Source organism: Proteus vulgaris (assembly GCF_023100685.1).
Classification (GTDB): Bacteria; Pseudomonadota; Gammaproteobacteria; order Enterobacterales; family Enterobacteriaceae; genus Proteus.
In genome coordinates, this window is the sequence record NZ_CP090064.1 from 868751 (window position 1) to 888988 (window position 20238).

Here is a 20238-nt window from a genome sequence, read left to right on the forward strand (position 1 = left end):
TAAAAGGGAGTAGTGCGAGTATCCAATAATTATTATATAAAACAATAATATAGTAACAATGGATTAAACCAAGTGTTACATCAAACATTCACACCAGGATGTCACACCAGGGGAAAATGTCGTAGTATTATAATCATAAAAAAAGAGGCACCCATTGGGTGCCTCGCTTATTTTTATGCTATTCAATATTATGTTTATTCTAAAATAAACATGCCATAAGGATGAATTTGGAGGTAATAACTATCACCGACATTTGGTTGAAGCTGTGTGGCATTGACTTGTAATAGCAAAGTCTGATTTTGCCATTCGACGGTTACCTCATACTGAGGCCCCATATAAGCCACATGCACGATTTTACATTGCTGGCAGGCATCGCCTTGTTGAGATAAGGTGATAGCCTCTGGTCTAACTCCAACTCTAACGTCTGTTTTAGTGGTGTTAAATGTATCTGGCTTTGGTAGACGATATTGGAAGATATCAACATAATCAGGGCCTAATGTTGCTGGGAATAAGTTTGCATCTCCCATAAAGCTGGCCATAAATTCAGAAGCCGGTTGGCGATAAAGAGTTTGTGGTGAGCCTAATTGCATTATCTTGCCTTTATTCATCACCAATACCATATCAGAAACCGCAAATGCTTCACTTTGATCATGGGTTACGTAAAGAGAAGTGATATTAAACTGTTGTTGTAATTCACGAATTTTCTCTCTCATGCTACGACGTAAATTAGCATCAAGGTTACTCAGAGGTTCATCAAAAAGCAGTACTTTCGGTTTTAAAATTAAGGCGCGAGCTAATGCAACTCGTTGTTGTTGGCCGCCTGAAATTTGGTCAACAAAACGATCTTCAAAGCCGGCTAAATCCACCAGCTCTAAGGCTTCAGTCACTCGTTGTTTTATTTCTGCTTTAGGGCGCCCAAGCATTTTTAAGCCATAACCAATGTTTTCCCCTAATGACATATGAGGGAAAAGGGCATAAGACTGAAACACCATACAGATATCACGTTGTTGAATTGAGCGTTCAGTGACATCTTCACCATCAATAAAGATCTTACCTTCTGTCGGTTTTTCTAACCCAGCAACTAAACGTAAAACGGTTGTTTTACCACAGCCAGAAGGTCCTAATAATGAAACCATTTTTCCTTGTGGAATAGACAAGCTGAGATCTTCAATAACTGTGTTAGAGCCAAAACGCTTAATAACATTTTTCAGTTCAACGAAATGTTGTTGTGTCATGATTTATACTCCGTATTACTGTGCATTTTTGGCTTTAGAGCGTGAAACACGGGCTTCGCCAATCAAATAGTCAAATAAGAAAATAATTGCCAACATGACGACGATTAAAATCGAGCCGTAGGCAATTGCGACACCGTATTCACCATCTTCAACACGGTTTAAAATATAAGCAGTTGCAACACGTGTATCTGGTGTAACAAGGAAAACAATGGCACTGACTGTGGTAATTGCACGCACAAAGCTATAAATCAGCGCAGACAAAATAGCTGGGCGCAATAACGGTAATAGCACATAGAAAATCGTTCTCATTGAATTTGCTCTTAAGCTTAAAGAGGCTTCATCCAGCGATTTATCAATTTGGCCTAATCCCGCAATACCTGCACGTATCCCTACTGGCACATTACGCATTGTCATAGAGATAATCACAATCGCCGCAGTACCTGTTAAATAGAACGGTGAGTCGTTAAACGCAAGAATATAAGAGACACCCGCAACAGTCCCTGGTACAGCGAAACAAAGCATTGTTGTGAACTCAATACTTTTCTTACCTTTAAAGTCTTGGCGCACGACGATATAGGCGATTAACAATCCAAGAATGGCTGTAATAGGCGCAGCAATACCTGCATATAACAAGGTATCCAACAATGAAGGCCATGCACCGTCACTCATTCCTTGACCAAATAACTTGATAAAGTTATCAAGGGTTAAGGTGTAATCAACACCCCAGTTAACGGTAAAGCTACCGTAGAAAATACTGCCATATAAGAAGATATTAAACACAACCCAAATGCCAAGAACAGTTGTTACAAATGCAATCAAAGACGATGGCAAAGGTTGAACATCACCACGATAGGATTTTCCTGATACGGTGACGTAAGAGCGTTTACCAATCCACATATACTGTACGCAGAACACTAATAGTGAGAAAACTAACAGTGACGCACCTAATGTACTGGCTGATTGATAATCTAATTGAGAACCTGTGATATAGAAATAAATCTGTGTGGCGATAACGTCAAAGTTACCCCCTAAAACCAATGGGTTACTGAAGTCAGCAAGAGATTGCACAATCACAATTAAAAATGCATTGGCTAACGCGGGCTTAAGTAACGGCATAAAGACGTTAAAGAAGGTTTGATAACGGTTGGCTCTTAAGGTGTAAGACGCTTCTTCTAATGAAGGATGAATAGTTTTAATGGCACCGTCTAAAATCATAAACGACATTGGGGTAAAGGCGAGAACTTGGGCCAACCAAATCCCTGTAAAGCCGTATAACCAGTTGGTATTTTCAAGCCCTGCATAAGTGGCAAGAAACTCTGTCACATAACCAGAGCGCCCCATCATAAGTGTGACCCCTAAACCGACAACAAAAGGAGGTGTTACGATAGGTAAGATAGAAAAGACTCGACCAATAATGGCTGATCGCACCGCAATACGAGATGTATAAATTGCTAGAATTAAACCAAAGAAAGTACAACCTATCCCCACAGCAATAGAGAGCATTATGGAGTTGAGCATCACTTGTACAATATGAGCTTGGCTTAAGATAGCAATAAATTCAAATGGAGCGAAATTGCCTGCGCTATCTTTAAACATCGGAATAAAAATAGCGATACTAGGAAAGATAATAAAAGCGCCAATCAGTGCAACAACGGCTATCAAAGAACCAATAACAAAGCTATCACCACCAAGCCATTCCAAGCGTGTTAAGGCGGTTTTCATGATCATTCCCAGAGAAATAAAGAGGATGATCGCAGAGTAACCTAAACCTCGTCCTTCAAGCGTTGCACTAACTATCGTAATAACAGCACAAAGTAAGGCAAAACTTGCATCAAAATAGTGGCGAGAACGAACCTCACGCTTAGGTTCGTTTAATGAACGAAAGAGCAGTAAACTTGGTAATACAAACCAGAGCCAACTGATATTGATACTACTCCAACCGTAAGAGGTGATTAATTCATCTGCTGTAGAATCTAAAAGACCGTAATCAAGGCTCCATGACGGCAGTAACGCAAAAGCCATCCAAGCAATTAGGATCCATAAAAATATGGGATCCCGCCTCTTTTTTTCAGGTAAAGCGAGTGTGTGAGACATAAATCCCCCGAGAGTAAATGTATTTATTATTATGTGAAAAAGAGAGCGAGAGATTATCTCGCTCTGTTAATGAGCTATTTACCCATTTTTACTTCGGTTACCCACTTATTAATCAACTCTTTACGCACTTCACTATCGCCATATTTATCCATGTCGTAGTTGATGAGTTTTAAGTCTGATAATTTCAGTGCCATTGGTGAAGACTCTGCAGAGGTATTGGTTAGGATTTGGTAAGATTTACCTTCTTTCCAACTAATTTCTTGCGCTTCTTTTGAGAGTGTCCAATCTACGAATAATTTAGCATTATCCATATTACGGGCATTTTTGATGATACTGACACCTCCGATTTCATAGCCTGTACCTTCACAAGGTGAAATCAATTCAAGCGGTGCACCATTTTCAACTTCTAATGAGTAATCATGTAAGAAACCAATACCAATGGCGGCTTCACCACGAGCTGCATTTCGCGCTGGGGCAATACCTGATTTGGTGTATTGAGAGATATTAGTATTGATTTTCTTCAGATAATCAAAGGCTTGTTCAGTGCCCCATAACTGGTCAAAGGTTGCCAGTGCGGTATAAGCAGTTCCTGAACTTTGTGGATCGGCGATTTGAATTTCACCTTTATACTCAGGTTTGATTAAATCTTTCCAACAAGTTGGAATAGCAATCCCTTTTTCTTTTAAACGATCTTTATTCACGCCGAAGCCTAAGATACCGACATAAACTGCAGAAGAGTAGTTACCTTTGCGTTTAGCTGGATCACGAAACTGTGGCATTATCTGATCAAGATTTGGTGAAACATAAGGTTCTAACAGATCCATTTCACCTGCTTGAGAGTGAGGGTCCATCGTTCCACCATACCAAACATCAGCTTGTGGGTTACGTTTTTCAGCTTCAATTTTAGCTAAAGTACTTCCCGAACCATTACGAACGAAAGTTGTTTTAACATCATATTTTTCGGCAAAGGCTTTTGTTTCAGCTTCACACATTGCATTTGTCGCACTACAGTAAACCACTAAGCGACCTGCAGCGTGGGTTGATAAGCTAACAGCAGAAAGTGCCAGACCTGCAGCAACAAGTGTAGAGAGGGTTTTCAATTTCATGTTCAGAACCTTTTAAATGTGTCGTCATCGGAAAATGAAAGAGGGCCTACTAAATGCTCTTGTTTGCTGACATCAGCAATCAACAATGGCATTAGCAGTAGTCCCATTAAGGCCGCAGCACTGGTTAATAATGCAAACATCCCAGTCCAACCATAATGCGCCATGACCTGACTTAATGGCCAACCTGCCATTGCAGCCCCTAAGTAAGCATACAATCCCAAGTAGCCAGTTACCGTGCCTGCTGCGTTTTTATGGCAATATTCTGTTGCAGCAAGCCCGATTAACATCTGTGGTCCGAACACGAAGAAACCGATACTAAAAAAACAGGCTGCGAGTAGTGCATAATGATGAATTGGAATTAACCAAAGCGCTGCCACTGCGGTAAAAAGTCCGAGTGAAAACAGCAATATCATTGGTGCTCGTTGGCCTCGGAATAAGAGATCCGAGCCCCAACCTGAACATAGCGCCCCTAATAACCCCCCCACTTCAAATAAAGAGAGGATGGCATTAGCACTCAATAAGTTGGCGCCATGTGTTTCTGATAACCAGATATTTCCCCAATCGTTTATCGCCATACGTATGAGATAAACCAAAATATAGGAAAAACCCAGTAACCAAATCATTCGGTTAAATAAAATGCTCTCTTTCAAAATAGTTAGCATGGGTTTAGGGGGAGAAGCCTGCTCTTGACGTAATTCAAAAACATCTCGTCGCCACACGCCCACTGTAGGAAGCCCTTCTTCTGCAGGAGTACCTTTTAATCGCACACACAGCCACAATCCGATGATAATGCCGATAATACCGGGAACAAGCAGTGCGACTTGCCAACTATAATGCGTCGCTAGCCACGCAGTTAAAATAGGAAGACTCATCCCGCCAAGGTTGATTGAGATATTCCATAATCCCCACCAGAAACCACGTTCATTGCGTGAATACCAGTGTGTTAATAACCTTGCACAAGGAGGCCAGCCAAATCCTTGAAAGAAACCATTTAGTGCCCAGACCAAAAGCAGTGCAGGAAACGAAAGGCAATAGGCAAAAATAATATTCATAATGCCTGTCATCACTAATCCCACACCCATAAACCAGCGGTATCCCCATTTATCATGGAAAATACCGGAAACAAATTTAGATAAGCCGTAAGTGAGATAAAAAAGGCTGGCTATCCAACCGATATCTCCTTTATCTAAATTCAATTCAACCTGCATAACGGGCATAACAAAGTTGACGCTTTTACGTGTGAGATAGAAAGTGGCATAACCGATAATCATCGACAGCATTAAGTTTTTGCGCCAAAAGTTATAGGTCTTATTTATTGATGCCGAATTTTTACCTGACATAACATCCTCTTTGATGTTGCAAATGTAAAAAAAATGTCGCGAAAAAGAATGAGATAAGGTTGTAGATGACTAAGACTTATTCTTAGTTTTCACTGTTTTCTTTTGAATTTGTGGGTAAGTTAACAATTATTTTCGTACCATGATGATTTATCACTTCCCATTCTCCGCCTAAAGCGCGAATGCGTTCTTCAATGCCACGTAATCCAAAACCGCTACTTTGTTGTGTTGATAATGATGTGGGGAGCATACCAATGCCATTATCGCTAATGATCAGTCGTAGACGGTTTTTGCTTTGGGTTAACGAAACTTCAATATAGGTTGCATTGGCATGTTTACTAATATTATTTAATAACTCTTGTACCAAACGATAAAGGGTAAAAATTATAGTTTCGTTTTCAGGCTCTTTATCTAATGAATAATTAAAATTACAGGTGATGCCATTGTCATTGAAGGCAAATTCGTTGATTAAATGGTGCAGGGCTTTTTCAAGAGACATTTCTTCTAAAACAGGGGGGCGCAATTGCCGGAGTAGTTGACGTGTAGATTGATGAATTTGTAATGCCAGACGTTCTATTTGTTCACCAGTTTGTCGCGTTTTATCGTTATTGGCTGTTTTCTTCATTAGCATTGATTGAATTTGGATTGCGGTAATATTTTGTCCAATTTCATCATGTAACTCGCGTGCAATCGCTTTTTTCACATCTTCTTCGGTATGAACCAATTGCTCCATCAATTCACGTCTGGCTTGAAGTTCTTGCTCTAGGCGTAATCGATAATGACGTAAATTATGGGCTAATTGCTGTTGGCGACTTATTGCTATCCCTAAACCAATACCAATAATAGCTTGAGTGGTTAAGAACATTTCTAATTCACGTAAGTCATTAAATGCGCCGTTTACTTGGCGAGCAAAGGTAATAATTAAACTTCCGAGTAATGCCGATAATACGCCACCTTGCCAACCATAACGGTAGGCCATAAAGACGTTAGGAATAAAAACGAGAATAACTAATAAGCGCTCTATTTCTGGTGTTAAAAAAAACTGTGCGCTTAATCCAATAAGGCAAAATAGAAATCCCCACATTAATAATGATGTTCTTAACGGAGGATCAGGTGTTCCATCAGAGATTAACGCTCGACTTTGTAATTCACGAAGATATTCATAAAGTAAAAAAACAAAAGGTGCGAGTAATATGCCACCGGTGACTGAGGTCAGAAAAATTCCGCTGGTGGTATTAATAAAAAAGCCAAGAATAAAGGCTTGTAACAGACTATTAAAGCCAACAGCGCCAATTAACAAGGTTAAGCGTTGCCAGTAGAGTGGATACCGCCACCAAATACGTTGAACTTCTAAGGCGATAATTAGGCTTAATAATGGAGAAAGATAAATAATAGCATGGGTAATTAATTGCTCTTGCGTTAGCCAGTAATAAAGCCCCCATTCGGCGAATAACATCGGTAGCCAAAAGCGCCGCCAAAGTAAAATAATCAAGGCTAATCGCAGACCTTGAGGTAAGAAAAGGGCAGCTTGTTGCCCATTTTTACTTAAATAGAAACCAATCACCCAAAGTGATAGCCAAAGTAAAGAGTAGGTGAGTAATAAAAAGAGGGATTGAAGAAGAAAACGCAGTCCTCTTTTCATGTTACAGCGATCCTGTGATCAACTGATTTTTTAAGGCGAAGTGGACTAAATCGATGGTTGTTTCACAGTCTAATTTACCCAGTACATTAGCACGATGAACGTGTACAGTTTTATGGCTAAGATTAAGTTGTACAGCAATTGTTTTGACATTAACGCCTTGGACTAAAAGGTTGAAAATTTCTCTTTCACGGGGCGTTAATGTATGCAAAGCATCTTCTTTCTCAGGGGTATGTCGTAATGCTTTCATAGCATCAGAGCAAAGATAACAGCCACCTTGATGTACAGCGCGTACTGCTTGCACTAATTCTTCAGGGCCACAACGCTTTGTTAAATAACCACGAGCACCTGAATCAAGTGCGCTTTGAACAAAGGCTGGGGTATCATAAATACTTAAAATGATCGTGCGAAAATCTGGACGTTTTTGTTTTAAACGGCTCTGTAGTTGTAAACCACTTTCACCCGGCATAGAGAGATCCATGACGGCAACATCAATATCATCATGCGCTAAATAAGGCCATGCTTCTTGCCCATTAGAATACTCACCCACAATGTGAATATCGGGTTCTAGCATGAGGAGTTGTGCAAAACCAGAGCGCACAACAATGTGATCATCTACTAAAGCAACTTTTATCATAATTTTTTATTAGTCAGAGAGTAGTCAGATAATACTTATCTGATTTATAACAAGCTACAGGAAGATAAGCGAGGAAAAACGGAGAAGAAACCCGGTTTTGAATCTTATATCTCGTTTTTCACAAGGTGAATCGTGACAAGCAGATAATAACAATAGGTTGTTTATTGTTCTTGTTTCCCATAAGCAGGGAACCTCTGCCTATGGGAAATGGGTAATATTTTATTAATTAAGCAACTTGAACCGGTACAGCTTTGGCTATGCGCTTCATTTCATTGTTGTCTTCAAAATACGCAATATTGGGTTTATGGCTACGCGCATCACTATCAGGAATTTGCACATAAGAGCAAATAATTAAGCGATCGCCAACGGCGGCTTTACGCGCAGCTGCACCATTGACTGAAATAATTCGTGAGCCTCTTTCCGCACAAATTGCGTAAGTTGAAAAGCGTTCACCATTATCTACGTTATAAATATCAATCGCTTCATTTTCCAGAATACCAGCGGCATCCATAAAATCCTGATCAATCGCGCAAGAGCCTTCATAATGAAGATCGGCTTGTGTCACTTTTACGCGATGAAGTTTGCCTTGTAACATAGTGCGTAGCATTGTTGTGTTTCCTATTTTTCTAATGATGAGTATTAAATAAGATTAACCTGCTGGTTATCAATAAGGCGAGTATTACCTAGCCATACAGCCATTAAAATAACCGCGTGGCGACTTTCTTCCGTTAATGGCGTGAGTGTATCTGCATCACAAATAAAACACTCATCAGCACGAAAACCTTGTTGCTCTAAGGTATTTTTTGCATTTTGAAGTAGCTGATTAACATCATGGTTGCCTGACTTTAATTGTTCAGCAATTTCTTGCATTGCTTGATAAAGTGCAGGGGCTTGCTGTTTTTCTTTGTCAGATAATAGGCGATTACGTGAACTTAGCGCTAACCCATTTTTGTCACGTACAATAGCAACAGGAACGATGCTGATATCCATACATAAATCACTTACCATCTTCTTGATAATTTGCAGTTGTTGGAAATCTTTTTCACCAAACATCGCAATATCAGGTTGTACAAGATTAAAGAGCTTACTAACAACCGTTGTAACACCACGGAAATGACCAGGACGGCTTGCACCCTCCAATACTGTAGAAAGTACAGGCACATCAACCGTTGTTTGGTTTTCCATGCCATGTGGATACATCTCTTTCGCTGAAGGAGCGAAAATAATATCGACATTTTTATCGCGGAGTAATTCGCAATCTTCTTGTAAGGTGCGAGGATAATTTGCTAAGTCCGCTTCTCTATCAAATTGAAGTGGGTTAACAAAAATAGATGTGATAACCACATCTGCATGAAGACGGGCTTCTTCAATTAATTTCAGGTGGCCTTCATGAAGATTACCCATTGTTGGAACCAATGCAATGCGTTTACCTTCTTGCTTTAATCGCTTGATTTCTCTGCGTAAGATAAGCGTAGTTTCAATAATTAGCACGGCGTGACTCCTTTAAACGATGTTTATAAATTGAAATGATAAATCAGTTAAATGAATGTTGTTCTTGTGGAAATAGGCCTTGTTCTACTTGCTGAACATAAAGGCTAACAGCTCCTTTTAGTGAGCCGGCCTCTTGTAAAAAATCTTTTGAGAACTTAGGTGCTTGAGGTGTCAGGCCTAATAAATCATGCATAACAAGAATTTGTCCATCAGTAACATTCCCAGCACCGATACCAATAACTGGCATCGTTAGCGCGTCTGTAATCGCTTTTGCGAGAGCCACTGGAACACATTCTAATACAGTCAGTTGCGCACCAGCCTCTTCAAGGGCGATAGCATCTTGCTTTAATTGCTCTGCCGCATCGCTCTCTCTTCCCTGAACTTTATAGCCACCAAATACGTTAACAGATTGAGGTGTTAATCCTAAATGAACACAGACGGGAACTGCACGTTCTGTCAGCATTTTAACAGTAGGAATTAGCCAACTTCCTCCTTCGATTTTTATCATATTCGCACCTGCTTGCATCAAAATACCAGCAGTAAGGCAAGCTTGTTCTGGGGTTGAATAAGACATAAATGGCATATCAGCAATTAAAAAAGCGTTCGGCGCACCAGCTCTAACACAACGTGTGTGATAAGCGATTTGTTCAACCGTAACCGGTAATGTACTGCTATGGCCTTGTAGCGTCATTCCCAATGAATCACCAATAAGCATGGCCTGAATACCCTCTTGTGCGAAAAGGCGAGCAAAACTTGCATCATAAGCGGTGATCGTAGCGAATTTTTTCTTTTCTTGCTTATAGCGATTTAGTGTTGAAAGCGTTGTGGGTTTCATTATAACAAACTCCATCATTGTTGGTTTTTTGTGTGCAGATAAAATAAAATGCTTCACATAATTATTTGTTTATTAAGAAGATTTTTAAATCATCAATATAAAGCCGCTTTCGATTGTAGCATTTAAGGGCTAAAAACGAAGAAAAAGTAATTAAGTGAGCAATAAAAAAGAACAATTAATAAGATAAAGTTATATATATCAATTGGTTATTGGTAGGGATAAAGCGACAATCACTCAAATAGCGAGGAGGTCATAAAGATGGGGTTATAATACAGTGAATGTGTAGCCGTGAGATAGAGGCTGATACCGTGTTTATTTTTTACAGTATCAACCTTTAGCTTTAATAGAGGATTTACGTGGTATCACCACTTTTCCATGCCATTTTCAGGCACTAAAGCTAATCTATCTGCTAATAACTCACCATCAGGAAAGCGAAGGTCTGGTGCTAATTCAGCTAATGGGTAGAGCATAAATTCACGGACTTTTAGCCCGTAATGAGGCACGGTTAAACGCTCAGTTTGGATCACGTCATCACCAAATAACATGATATCGAGATCTAGCGTTCTAGGGCCCCAGCGGTTACCTTCTTTTCTAACTCGACCTTGTGCTAATTCAATCGATTGAGTGTTATCAAGCAAGGTTTCTGGCGCCAAAGTTGTATCGACAGCAACGGCAACATTAAGAAAATCTGGTTGATCTTGTGGCCCCATAGGGCGAGTACGATACCAGGAAGATTGAGCAATCAGTGTGGTTTGTGGGATCTCACTGATTGCTTTAATTGCTGAATTTACCTGATCTTCAGGTGAATTCAAATTGCTACCTAAAATGATATAAACACGTTTTGTCTGTTTACTCATTATTGTTCTCTTGTCTTGATGCTGGCTTTGCACTTGGGTGGCGAGGACGCTTACGTGGACGAGGGCGTCTACGAACCGGTGCTTGACCTAATTCTGAGACCATTGAGCGTTGTTGTGTATTGTTAGAGGCTTGGAAATCTGCCCACCAACTCGCTAACGCTTCAAGTTCTGGATTACGTTGTACATTGGCACGTAATTCCAGTAAGTCGAACGCTGCACGGAATTTAGGGTGCTCAAGCAGTTTATTGGCACGACGACCTTGGCGTTTAGGTAAACGTTGCTGTAATTGCCAGATATCACGCATCATGGTGGTAATACGTTTTGGAATTGCAATCGTACGACATTGTTCATCTAAAATATCATTCATCGCCATAGCGAAAGAATCATAGTAAGAAAGACCACTTTCTTGGACTAATTTCTCTGCATGTTCGATTAATGGATACCACAACATTGCCGCAAATAAGAATGCCGGATTAACACGCATATCTTTATTAATACGATAGTCTGTATTTTTGAGAACTTGATCCAGCATTCTCTCCATCGGCGTATCATGTTGTTCTGTCATTTTTGATGCTACTAACGGGAACAACGGCTCAAGCAACTGATGGCGACACATGAGTTTGTATGTTTTATAGCCTTGCCCTGTTTGTAATAATTTTAGTGACTCTTCAAAAAGGCGAGCCGATGGAATATTACGTAATAAAGGGGCGAGTCTGCTAATTGGTTCTGCTGTTTCAGGTGCAATTTGCATATCCAATTTGCTGGCAAAGCGAATGGCTCTTAACATTCTAACGGGATCTTCGCGATAACGCGTTTCAGGATCGCCAATTAAACGAATAATGCCTGCTTTAAGATCCGCTAAACCGCCAACGTAATCACGTACAGCAAAATCATCAACACCGTAATAAAGGCTGTTTAATGTAAAGTCACGACGAATGGCATCTTCTTCAATGGAGCCAAAAATATTGTCGCGCAGTAACATGCCGCTTTGTGCTTGCTGTGATTGGTTGTTGTCTGAAATTTCATGATCTTCATGAGAGCCACGGAAAGTAGCCACTTCAATCACTTCAGGGCCAAACATGATATGTGCAAGGCGGAAACGACGACCGACTAAACGACTGTTGCGGAATAATCGACGTACATCCTCAGGGGTTGCATTTGTGGCAATATCAAAATCTTTTGGTTTTTTTCCCAGTAATAAGTCACGGACACCACCACCGACTAAATAAGCTTGAAAACCAGAATTATTTAGGCGATAAAGCACTTTTAATGCATTGTCACTGATGTCTTTACGTGAAATTGGGTGTTGATCTCTTGGGATCACTGTCATTGGCAAATCACTCCCGTTCGCCTTTTCTTTATTACTCTTTTTCTTACGGGGACGGTCTGCGGATATAGCAGGACGCCGACGCACAGGTTTCTGTGTTTCTTGTATTGGTCGGTCAGATGCAGTTGTGACTGGCCTTTCACTTGCTACCGGTTGTGTGTCTGATGACGTTGTTTGTCGCCCTAGCAGATTACGGCAGAAATGTGCTACTCGATTAAAAATATGACACCTCGAATAATAAATTCTAATAATTAAAAAAATTAAGCGGCTAATCATAGCCTACTGAACATTTTTTGAGAATGCTTTGTGTGGTTTATTCGTATCCTTGTTGCTGATGATTTTGTTTTAAAATCTCAGAAGGTGACCACTGTGCAGTCGCAATCTCTAACAATGATGCTAACGAATAATCCTGCCAGCCAGCAATAATCGGCTGATTAAGAAATTGTAAAGCATCGATAATGACGGGCCTTGGATCCGAATCTGGCAACGCATGCGCGTGATTTTGCTTCGATAATTTATTACCGTCATGATTTATTGCTAAAGGCAAATGAGCATAACGCGGAATAGGTAAATTCAGTTGTTTATGTAAACTGATTTGTCGCAATGTGGGATCAAGTAGATCAGCACCTCTCACCACTTCGGTCACACCTTGATAACTATCATCAATCACCGTCACTAGATTATACGCAAATAAGTTATTTTTTCTGTGAATAATCATATCTTCTAGTACGATAGATGTACTTTTAGAATAATAAGTACCTTGGATCATATCTTCAAAATGATAAACAGGGTGTTGCTGGATCAATCGCCATGCACTGTTTTTATCAAAAGGTGTATCGCTATTCGCTAATGGAGCGTGGTGACGACAATGATTATCATATACACCACCCAAATCATGTAAACGATGGCGGCTACACTGGCAGTGGTAGCAGACACCTTCTCGCCAAAGTGCAGACAGTATTTCATGATAAGCATCATGGCGTTGTGATTGATAAAGGATATCACCATCCCAAAACAATCCATAACGCTCTAATGTGCGAATAATTAAGGATGCCGTGCCGGGGGGTTCTCTAAGAGGGTCAATATCATCGATGCGAAGGAGCCAACGCCCGTGGTGTGCGCGAGCTTGAAGATAACTACCAAGTGCAGTAACCAATGAGCCAAAATGAAGTTGACCCGTTGGTGATGGCGCAAAACGCCCAATATAGTCTGTAATCTCGTGCATCGAAAGATTCAGATAAACGCCTCAACGTATCAGGTTGAGGCGTTGGCTCATCAATTAGCCAGCCATCTGCTTTTCACGGATTTCAGCTAATGTTTTACAGTCGATACATAAATCGGCGGTAGGGCGAGCTTCTAAACGGCGGATGCCGATTTCAACGCCACAAGATTCACAGAAGCCGAAGTCATCATCTTCAACTTTTTTCAGTGTTTTCTCGATTTTCTTAATGAGTTTACGTTCACGATCACGGTTACGCAGCTCAAGACTGAATTCTTCTTCTTGTGCAGCACGGTCAACGGGATCGGGGAAGTTTGCCGCCTCATCTTGCATATGAGTAACGGTGCGGTTGACTTCATCCCTGAGCTGATTGCGCCAAGATTCAAGTATTAGCTTAAAATGCGCTAATTGGGCTTCGTTCATGTACTCTTCGCCCGCTTTTTCCTGATATGGCTCAACGCCAGCAATAGCGAGAATGCTCATGGACGATGTTTTACGCTTTTGCCCTTCTTGCATAATGCTTCTCCTACATACGCATTTCTGAATAATCCCCACCTTCAAAACAGGAAGGGGAAAAAATAGGGCGCTATAAATAGCAGATGCCCGCGAGGATAGCAATTATTCCTTTAATAAGTTTTCTCATGGTGTGAAGGCACGCAAGTAAATGTCCCTTTTTAGTTAAAAAATGATTAACTAAAGCCATGAAAATCAATTAACCATTTGAAATAAAAGGTAATTGCTGTCCAATTGTTAAATTGTATTCACTAATATTGATGCGATAACACAAGATTTCAACCCCTGCGTCATGCGCTTCTTTTAGCAATGAAGCATAGTCAGGGTCAATCTCTTTAGCAACAGTCACTTCCGTAATGCCAGTATGGGGAACTGCGTAGAATAAGACAGCCCTTAAACCCAATTTTGCGATAGCCGTCAACTCTCGAAGATGTTTCTGGCCGCGTTGAGTTTTTGCATCAGGAAAATAACCCATTCCGTTATCTAACAATGTGACTGACTTCACTTCAATATAGCAGTCAACTTTATGATTTGATTTAAGTAAAATGTCAATACGGCTATTCTCATTCCCATATTTGACTTCTCGTTTTATCTCTTCATATTCAGATAATTCTGGAATATCACCCGCTTCAATGGCATCTGCAACAATACCGTTCGCTCTTAATGTATTTACACAAATCCAATCATCAGTTTGAGTCTGTGTAAGCTCCCAACTGTGGGGGTATTTTCTTTTTGCATTTGAAGATGTGGAATACCAAACCGTATCACCGGGAGTCGCACATCCTGTCATTGCTCCTGTGTTGGCGCAATGAAGCGTGAATTCTTCCCCATTTGGGGTAACAACGTCTGCTAAAAAACGCTTATACCGTTTTAGTAAAGTGGCAGATTGTAGCGGTTGCTCAAATTTCATGACAACTCCGATGAAAATACGATCTTTAATAAAGCGCTAATGCTACAATGCCAAGCCGAGAAAGTTAATGAGTCATGGAGCCTGTGTGCATTTATTGCCAATCTTTGAGGTAACGGAAAATATCGTTACTGCGTTAAAACAATTCCCACAAGTCTTACTTCATGCGCCAACAGGTGCAGGTAAATCAACAGCGCTTCCTCTCTATTTACTTGAGCAAAATTTTTTTGACGGCAAAATAATTTTATTAGAGCCAAGACGAATTGCCGCTAAAAGCATTGCTTATCGTTTAGCAAGTCAGCTTAATGAAGATGTGGGTCATACGATAGGTTATCGTATGAAAGCAGAAAGCAAGGTGAGCCAGCACACTCGACTTGAAGTGGTAACAGAAGGTGTATTAAACCGCATGTTACAGCAAGATCCAGAACTGACAGGCGTAAGCCTTGTGATATTAGATGAGTTTCATGAACGCAGTTTACAGGCTGATTTAGCTCTAGCTCTATTACTCGATGTTCAAATGGGATTACGCGATGATTTGCGTGTTTTGATTATGTCAGCAACCTTAGATAATCAAAAACTCACGACATTATTACCTAAAGCACCAATGATCAGCGCTCAAGGGCGCAGTTACCCAGTCGAAAGAGTTTATTCTCCTATCAATACGCATCAACCTTTTGAACAAGAAATTGCCACCATGGCTTTGCGGTTATTGGCGCAAGAAACTGGCTCCATGTTGATATTCTTGCCGGGTAGCGCAGAGATTATGCGTGTTACTGAAATACTAAAAGATAAAGTGGATAAACATGTGCTGCTATTTCCACTGTATGGGGCGTTGTCATTAGCAGAGCAGCAAAAAGCGATTGAACCTACAGAAAGAGGTTATCGAAAAGTGGTACTTGCGACCAATATCGCAGAAACCAGCTTAACAATTGAAGGTATTCGCCTTGTATTGGATAGTACGATTGAGAAACGCGCTCAGTTTGATTTAAAAAGTGGTGTCACCAGCTTGCTACGCCAGCGAATTAGTCAATCATCACAAACACAAAGAGCAGGGCGTGCGGGTCGCCTTGAAACTGGAATTTGCTGGCATTTAATGAGCCAAGAACAATCACAACGAATTGCCTCTCATCAAGTACCCGAAATTTTAAGTAGCGATTTATCCTCATTATGGCTTTCCGTATTGCAATGGGGATGTCGCGATATTAACCAGTTGAACTGGCTAGATACACCTTCGTCACAAGCATTGAATGCAGCTAAAGATTTATTGTATCGTTTAGGCGCCATTGATAAGTATGATGGATTAACACCGCGTGGTTTGCGCATGGCTCAATGGGGCATAGAGCCTCGACTCGCTGCGATCTTAGATTATGCAAGTGAGCAAAGTGACAATCATCTTGCGACGGCAGCACGCTTATGTGCAATCTTAGAAGAGCCGCCCCGAGGACAAGAAATTAATCTGGAGTGGATTGCTCAACAAAAAAACACCTTCTGGACACGACGTGAAAAACAGCTTTCTCAACACCGGAAAGGGACGTTTTGCCCTGAATTGTTAGGTTTATTATTAGCGGTTGGATTTCCTGATAGGATTGCTAAAAATCGTGATAATAAAGGTCGTTTTCGTTTAGCAAATGGGCAAGGTGCCATGATGGAACATTCGCACTCAATGAGTGATACACCGTGGATCTTAGCACCATTATTACTACAAAATGCGCATTATGCCGATGTGCGTATTTTATTAGCACTACCGATTGATATCGATGAAATATCAACGACCTTTTCTGAACTTATTGAAGAGAATACCACGGTTGAATGGGATGAAAAACGCGGTACGTTAATCACTTGGCAACAACGTCAATTAGGGCGACTAACCTTAAGCCAGCGTCAATTAGACAAACCCAATAAACAACAAATGCAACAAGCATTATTGAATTGGCTGAGAGATAACGGTTTAAATGCTTTGGCACTTAATGAAGAGACTCAACAGCTTTTTATACGGCTTTCTTTAGCGAAAAAATGGTGTCCAGAAGCCTTATTACCTGATTTAGATGGATCTGTATTACTTGAAACTTTAGATACATGGCTATTGCCCGAGTTGGGTGAAATTCAGACATTAAAAGCATTACAACAAATTGATATTAATACAATTATTAAAAACCAATTAACGTGGCATGAAAATCAGTTGCTACAAAGTTTATTTCCAACGCATTATTTAGCGCCAACTGGTACAAAAGTGGCGATCCAATATGATTTAGAGTTACCACCGGTGATCGCTATCCGCATTCAAGAAGTTTATGGTGAGAAACAAAGCCCTATTGTAGCGAATGGCCAGTTACCCGTTGTAATGGAGTTATTATCGCCAGCTCATCGACCTATTCAAAAAACACAAGACTTAGCAACGTTTTGGGTTGGAAGTTATAAAGAGGTGCAAAAAGAGATGAAAGGGCGTTATCCAAAACATTTGTGGCCTGATTCACCCGCGAATACTGCACCTACACGGCGAGTAAAAAAATATAGCCAATAAATAAATGTAAGTTTTACCCTAGTGTTATTTATATTTGAGAGCTTTCTTGTGTGATCACACAGAAAAATAGCGACAATGTTAGGCTTCTTTATCCCGTGATAAAGGGGTTTTAATGAGAGATACAGTTCATGAGTAGAAAGAAAAGACCAGCAAAACAAGCCAAAAGAGGTCGTTTTTGGTTTTGGTTATTTGTCAAAATTGCGGTTGTAGTTGCGGTTTTAATGGGCATTTATGGTGTTTATTTACATTCTCAAATCAAAGAGCGCCTTGATGGCAATGTTTGGGAATTGCCAGCGGCTGTTTACGGACGTACCGTTAACTTAGAACCGGGCATGAATTATAGCCAAAAAGAGATGGTGAGCTTACTTGAAGGCATGCAATATCGTAATGTCAACAAAATCACACGTCCCGGCGAATTTGTAGTAAGAGGCAACACGATTGAGATGTTGCGCCGACCTTTTGATTTCCCTGATGGCCGTGAAGAGCAAATTTTGGCTAAGTTGACTTTTGAGCAAAATTCTCTCGTTAGCATTACAAATATGGGAAATCAGCGTCAGTTTGGTTTTTTCCGTCTCGATCCTAAATTAATTACCATGATGCAATCTGCCAATGGTGAACAACGTTTATTCTTAGCAAGAGATAAATTCCCACAATTATTAGTGGATACATTAATTGCAACAGAAGATCGTCGTTTCTATGAGCATGACGGTATCAGCTTTTATTCTATTGGCCGTGCGGTATTAGCAAACTTTACGGCAGGTAAAGCGGTTCAAGGCGGTAGTACTTTAACGCAACAGCTAGTGAAAAACCTGTTTTTGACTAACGAAAGAACGTTAAAAAGAAAGCTAAATGAAGCCTATATGGCAATTATTATGGATGCGAGTTATAGCAAAGATCGCATTCTTGAGCTGTATCTTAATGAAGTCTTTTTAGGACAAAGTGGTGATGAACAAATTAGAGGTTTTCCTTTAGCTAGCCTCTACTATTTTGGTCGCCCCGTTGATGAATTAAGCCTTGATCAGCAAGCACTTTTAGTGGGTATGGTAAAAGGTGCATCTGCTTATAATCCATGGCGTAATCCAAAGGCAGCATTAGAGCGTCGTAATGTGGTATTAAAACTACTGCAAACCCAAGAAATAATCGACCAAGAGCTTTATAACGTATTAAGTGCACGTCCTTTAGGTGTAAAACCTCGCAGTGAAGCGTTAACACCTCAACCTGCATTTATGCAACTGGTTCGCCAAGAGTTACAAACAACTTTAGGCGATAAAGTAAAAGATTTATCAGGTACAAAAATTTTCACCACATTAGATCCAGTCTCACAAGATGCGGCTGAAAAAGCGGTTGAAGTGGGTGTCGCGGATATCCGTAAAGTTCGTAAAATTGACGATCTTGAAGGGGCGATGGTTGTTGTGGATCGCTTAAGTGGTGAAGTTCGAGCTTTAGTGGGGGGATCTCAACCACAATATGCAGGCTTTAACCGTGCATTATCAGCTCGTCGTTCAATTGGTTCTTTAGCTAAACCTGCTACCTACTTAACGGCATTAAGTGAGCCAGAACGTTTTCGCTTAAATACATGGCTTGCGGATGAACCTATTTCTGTGCCTATTCCAGGAGGCAAACCTTGGCAACCTCGTAACTACGATCGTGGTTATAAAGGCAAATTAATGCTGGTGGATGCGTTAGCAACCTCACGTAATATACCTACAGTAAATCTTGGTTTAGAAGTGGGATTAGACCATGTGATCAAAACATGGATTAACTTGGGAGCACCTGCGGAGAATCTGGAAAAAGTACCAGCGATGCTTCTTGGGGCGTTAAACTTAACACCAATGGAAGTCGCTCAAACTTTCCAAACAATTGGTAGTTTAGGTAACAGAGCAAAAATATCGTCATTACGTTCGGTTATTACTCAAGATGGTACTGTGCTTTACCAAAGTTATCCTCAAGCTGAAACGACGGTTTCGCCTCAAGCGGCTTATATGACGTTATTTGGTATGCAACAAGTGGTTAATTCAGGGACAGCATGGCGCGTATTAAAACCAAAATTTGGTAATTACAACCTTGCAGGTAAAACCGGTACCACTAACGATTTGCGTGATAGCTGGTTTGCGGGAATTGATGGCAAAGAAGTCACCATCGCATGGATGGGGCGTGATAATAATGGCCCAACAAACTTAACGGGTTCAACAGGGGCATTGTTGCTGTATCGTAATTATTTAGAGAATCAAGCACCGCTGAAATTAAATCCACCAGTGCCAGAAGATATCGCAGAGATGTCTGTTGATGCTCAAGGTAACTTTGCTTGTTATGGTGGTGGTGTTCGTACACTACCTGTATGGACAGCAAATCCAGATGGATTGTGCACACCTGTTCAGCAAGATACTGATGAAAGTGGCGCCCCGAAATGGTTACAAGATTTGTTTTCTGAGTAAGTAATCACATAGATTAGCTAAAATAAAAACGGCACATAAGTGCCGTTTTTTGTTTATTCGCATCTTATTTTTATTAAAAAACGAA

General features: G+C 40.5%; 15 protein-coding genes and 1 pseudogene. 2 read left to right on the forward strand and 14 right to left on the reverse strand.

The genetic code is table 11. The features are described from left to right. Positions 1–194: 194 nt before the first annotated feature. The 14 genes from fbpC to sfsA all read right to left on the reverse strand — a co-directional run bounded on the left by fbpC (position 195) and on the right by sfsA (position 15200). Complete coding sequence (gene fbpC, locus LW139_RS04090; protein WP_166539529.1) at positions 195–1235, reverse strand: ferric ABC transporter ATP-binding protein; 1041 nt, start codon at positions 1233–1235, stop codon at positions 195–197. Between the two features lie 15 nt (positions 1236–1250). Next, positions 1251–3329, reverse strand: a complete 2079-nt coding sequence (locus LW139_RS04095) for an ABC transporter permease (protein WP_247850647.1) — start codon at positions 3327–3329, stop codon at positions 1251–1253. Between the two features lie 74 nt (positions 3330–3403). Further along, complete coding sequence (locus LW139_RS04100) at positions 3404–4435, reverse strand: ABC transporter substrate-binding protein (protein WP_109392034.1); 1032 nt, start codon at positions 4433–4435, stop codon at positions 3404–3406. Between the two features lie 2 nt (positions 4436–4437). After that, the gene (gene uhpC / locus LW139_RS04105) at positions 4438–5775 is read right to left on the reverse strand and encodes an MFS transporter family glucose-6-phosphate receptor UhpC (protein WP_166539531.1); all 1338 of its coding nucleotides are present in this window, start codon (positions 5773–5775) and stop codon (positions 4438–4440) included. 82 nt (positions 5776–5857) lie between these two features. After that, positions 5858–7414, reverse strand: coding sequence for an MASE1 domain-containing sensor histidine kinase (locus LW139_RS04110; RefSeq protein WP_166539532.1), 1557 nt, complete (start codon positions 7412–7414; stop codon positions 5858–5860). Between the two features lies 1 nt (position 7415). After that, positions 7416–8048, reverse strand: a complete 633-nt coding sequence (locus LW139_RS04115) for a response regulator transcription factor (protein ID WP_166539533.1) — start codon at positions 8046–8048, stop codon at positions 7416–7418. A 226-nt stretch (positions 8049–8274) separates the two neighbouring features. Further along, the gene (gene panD, locus LW139_RS04120) at positions 8275–8655 is read right to left on the reverse strand and encodes an aspartate 1-decarboxylase (RefSeq protein WP_036932765.1); all 381 of its coding nucleotides are present in this window, start codon (positions 8653–8655) and stop codon (positions 8275–8277) included. Positions 8656–8687: 32 nt separating this feature from the next. Continuing rightward, entirely contained in the window at positions 8688–9539 is an 852-nt protein-coding gene (gene panC, locus LW139_RS04125; RefSeq protein WP_166539534.1) for a pantoate--beta-alanine ligase, read from the reverse strand. A 43-nt stretch (positions 9540–9582) separates the two neighbouring features. Continuing rightward, positions 9583–10374, reverse strand: a complete 792-nt coding sequence (gene panB, locus LW139_RS04130) for a 3-methyl-2-oxobutanoate hydroxymethyltransferase (RefSeq protein WP_247850648.1) — start codon at positions 10372–10374, stop codon at positions 9583–9585. Between the two features lie 362 nt (positions 10375–10736). Further along, the gene (folK, locus tag LW139_RS04135) at positions 10737–11231 is read right to left on the reverse strand and encodes a 2-amino-4-hydroxy-6-hydroxymethyldihydropteridine diphosphokinase (protein WP_247850649.1); all 495 of its coding nucleotides are present in this window, start codon (positions 11229–11231) and stop codon (positions 10737–10739) included. Beyond that, complete coding sequence (gene pcnB / locus LW139_RS04140; RefSeq protein ID WP_241254075.1) at positions 11224–12561, reverse strand: polynucleotide adenylyltransferase PcnB; 1338 nt, start codon at positions 12559–12561, stop codon at positions 11224–11226. Before pcnB ends, folK begins: the two co-directional genes overlap by 8 nt. A gap of 310 nt (positions 12562–12871) precedes the next feature. After that, on the reverse strand, positions 12872–13783 hold the full coding sequence (gene gluQRS, locus LW139_RS04145) for a tRNA glutamyl-Q(34) synthetase GluQRS (protein WP_227336467.1): 912 nt from the start codon (positions 13781–13783) through the stop codon (positions 12872–12874). Between the two features lie 54 nt (positions 13784–13837). Next, complete coding sequence (gene dksA / locus LW139_RS04150; RefSeq protein WP_023580786.1) at positions 13838–14293, reverse strand: RNA polymerase-binding protein DksA; 456 nt, start codon at positions 14291–14293, stop codon at positions 13838–13840. A 196-nt stretch (positions 14294–14489) separates the two neighbouring features. After that, positions 14490–15200, reverse strand: coding sequence for a DNA/RNA nuclease SfsA (sfsA, locus tag LW139_RS04155; RefSeq protein ID WP_247850650.1), 711 nt, complete (start codon positions 15198–15200; stop codon positions 14490–14492). Between the two features lie 85 nt (positions 15201–15285). On the opposite strand from sfsA, the gene hrpB reads away from it, so the two are divergent. Both hrpB and mrcB read left to right on the forward strand, forming a co-directional pair. After that, complete coding sequence (gene hrpB / locus LW139_RS04160) at positions 15286–17718, forward strand: ATP-dependent helicase HrpB (RefSeq protein WP_247851202.1); 2433 nt, start codon at positions 15286–15288, stop codon at positions 17716–17718. A 116-nt stretch (positions 17719–17834) separates the two neighbouring features. Next, positions 17835–20153, forward strand: a pseudogene (gene mrcB, locus LW139_RS04165) (bifunctional glycosyl transferase/transpeptidase); the annotation flags it as partial. Positions 20154–20238 lie beyond the last annotated feature (85 nt).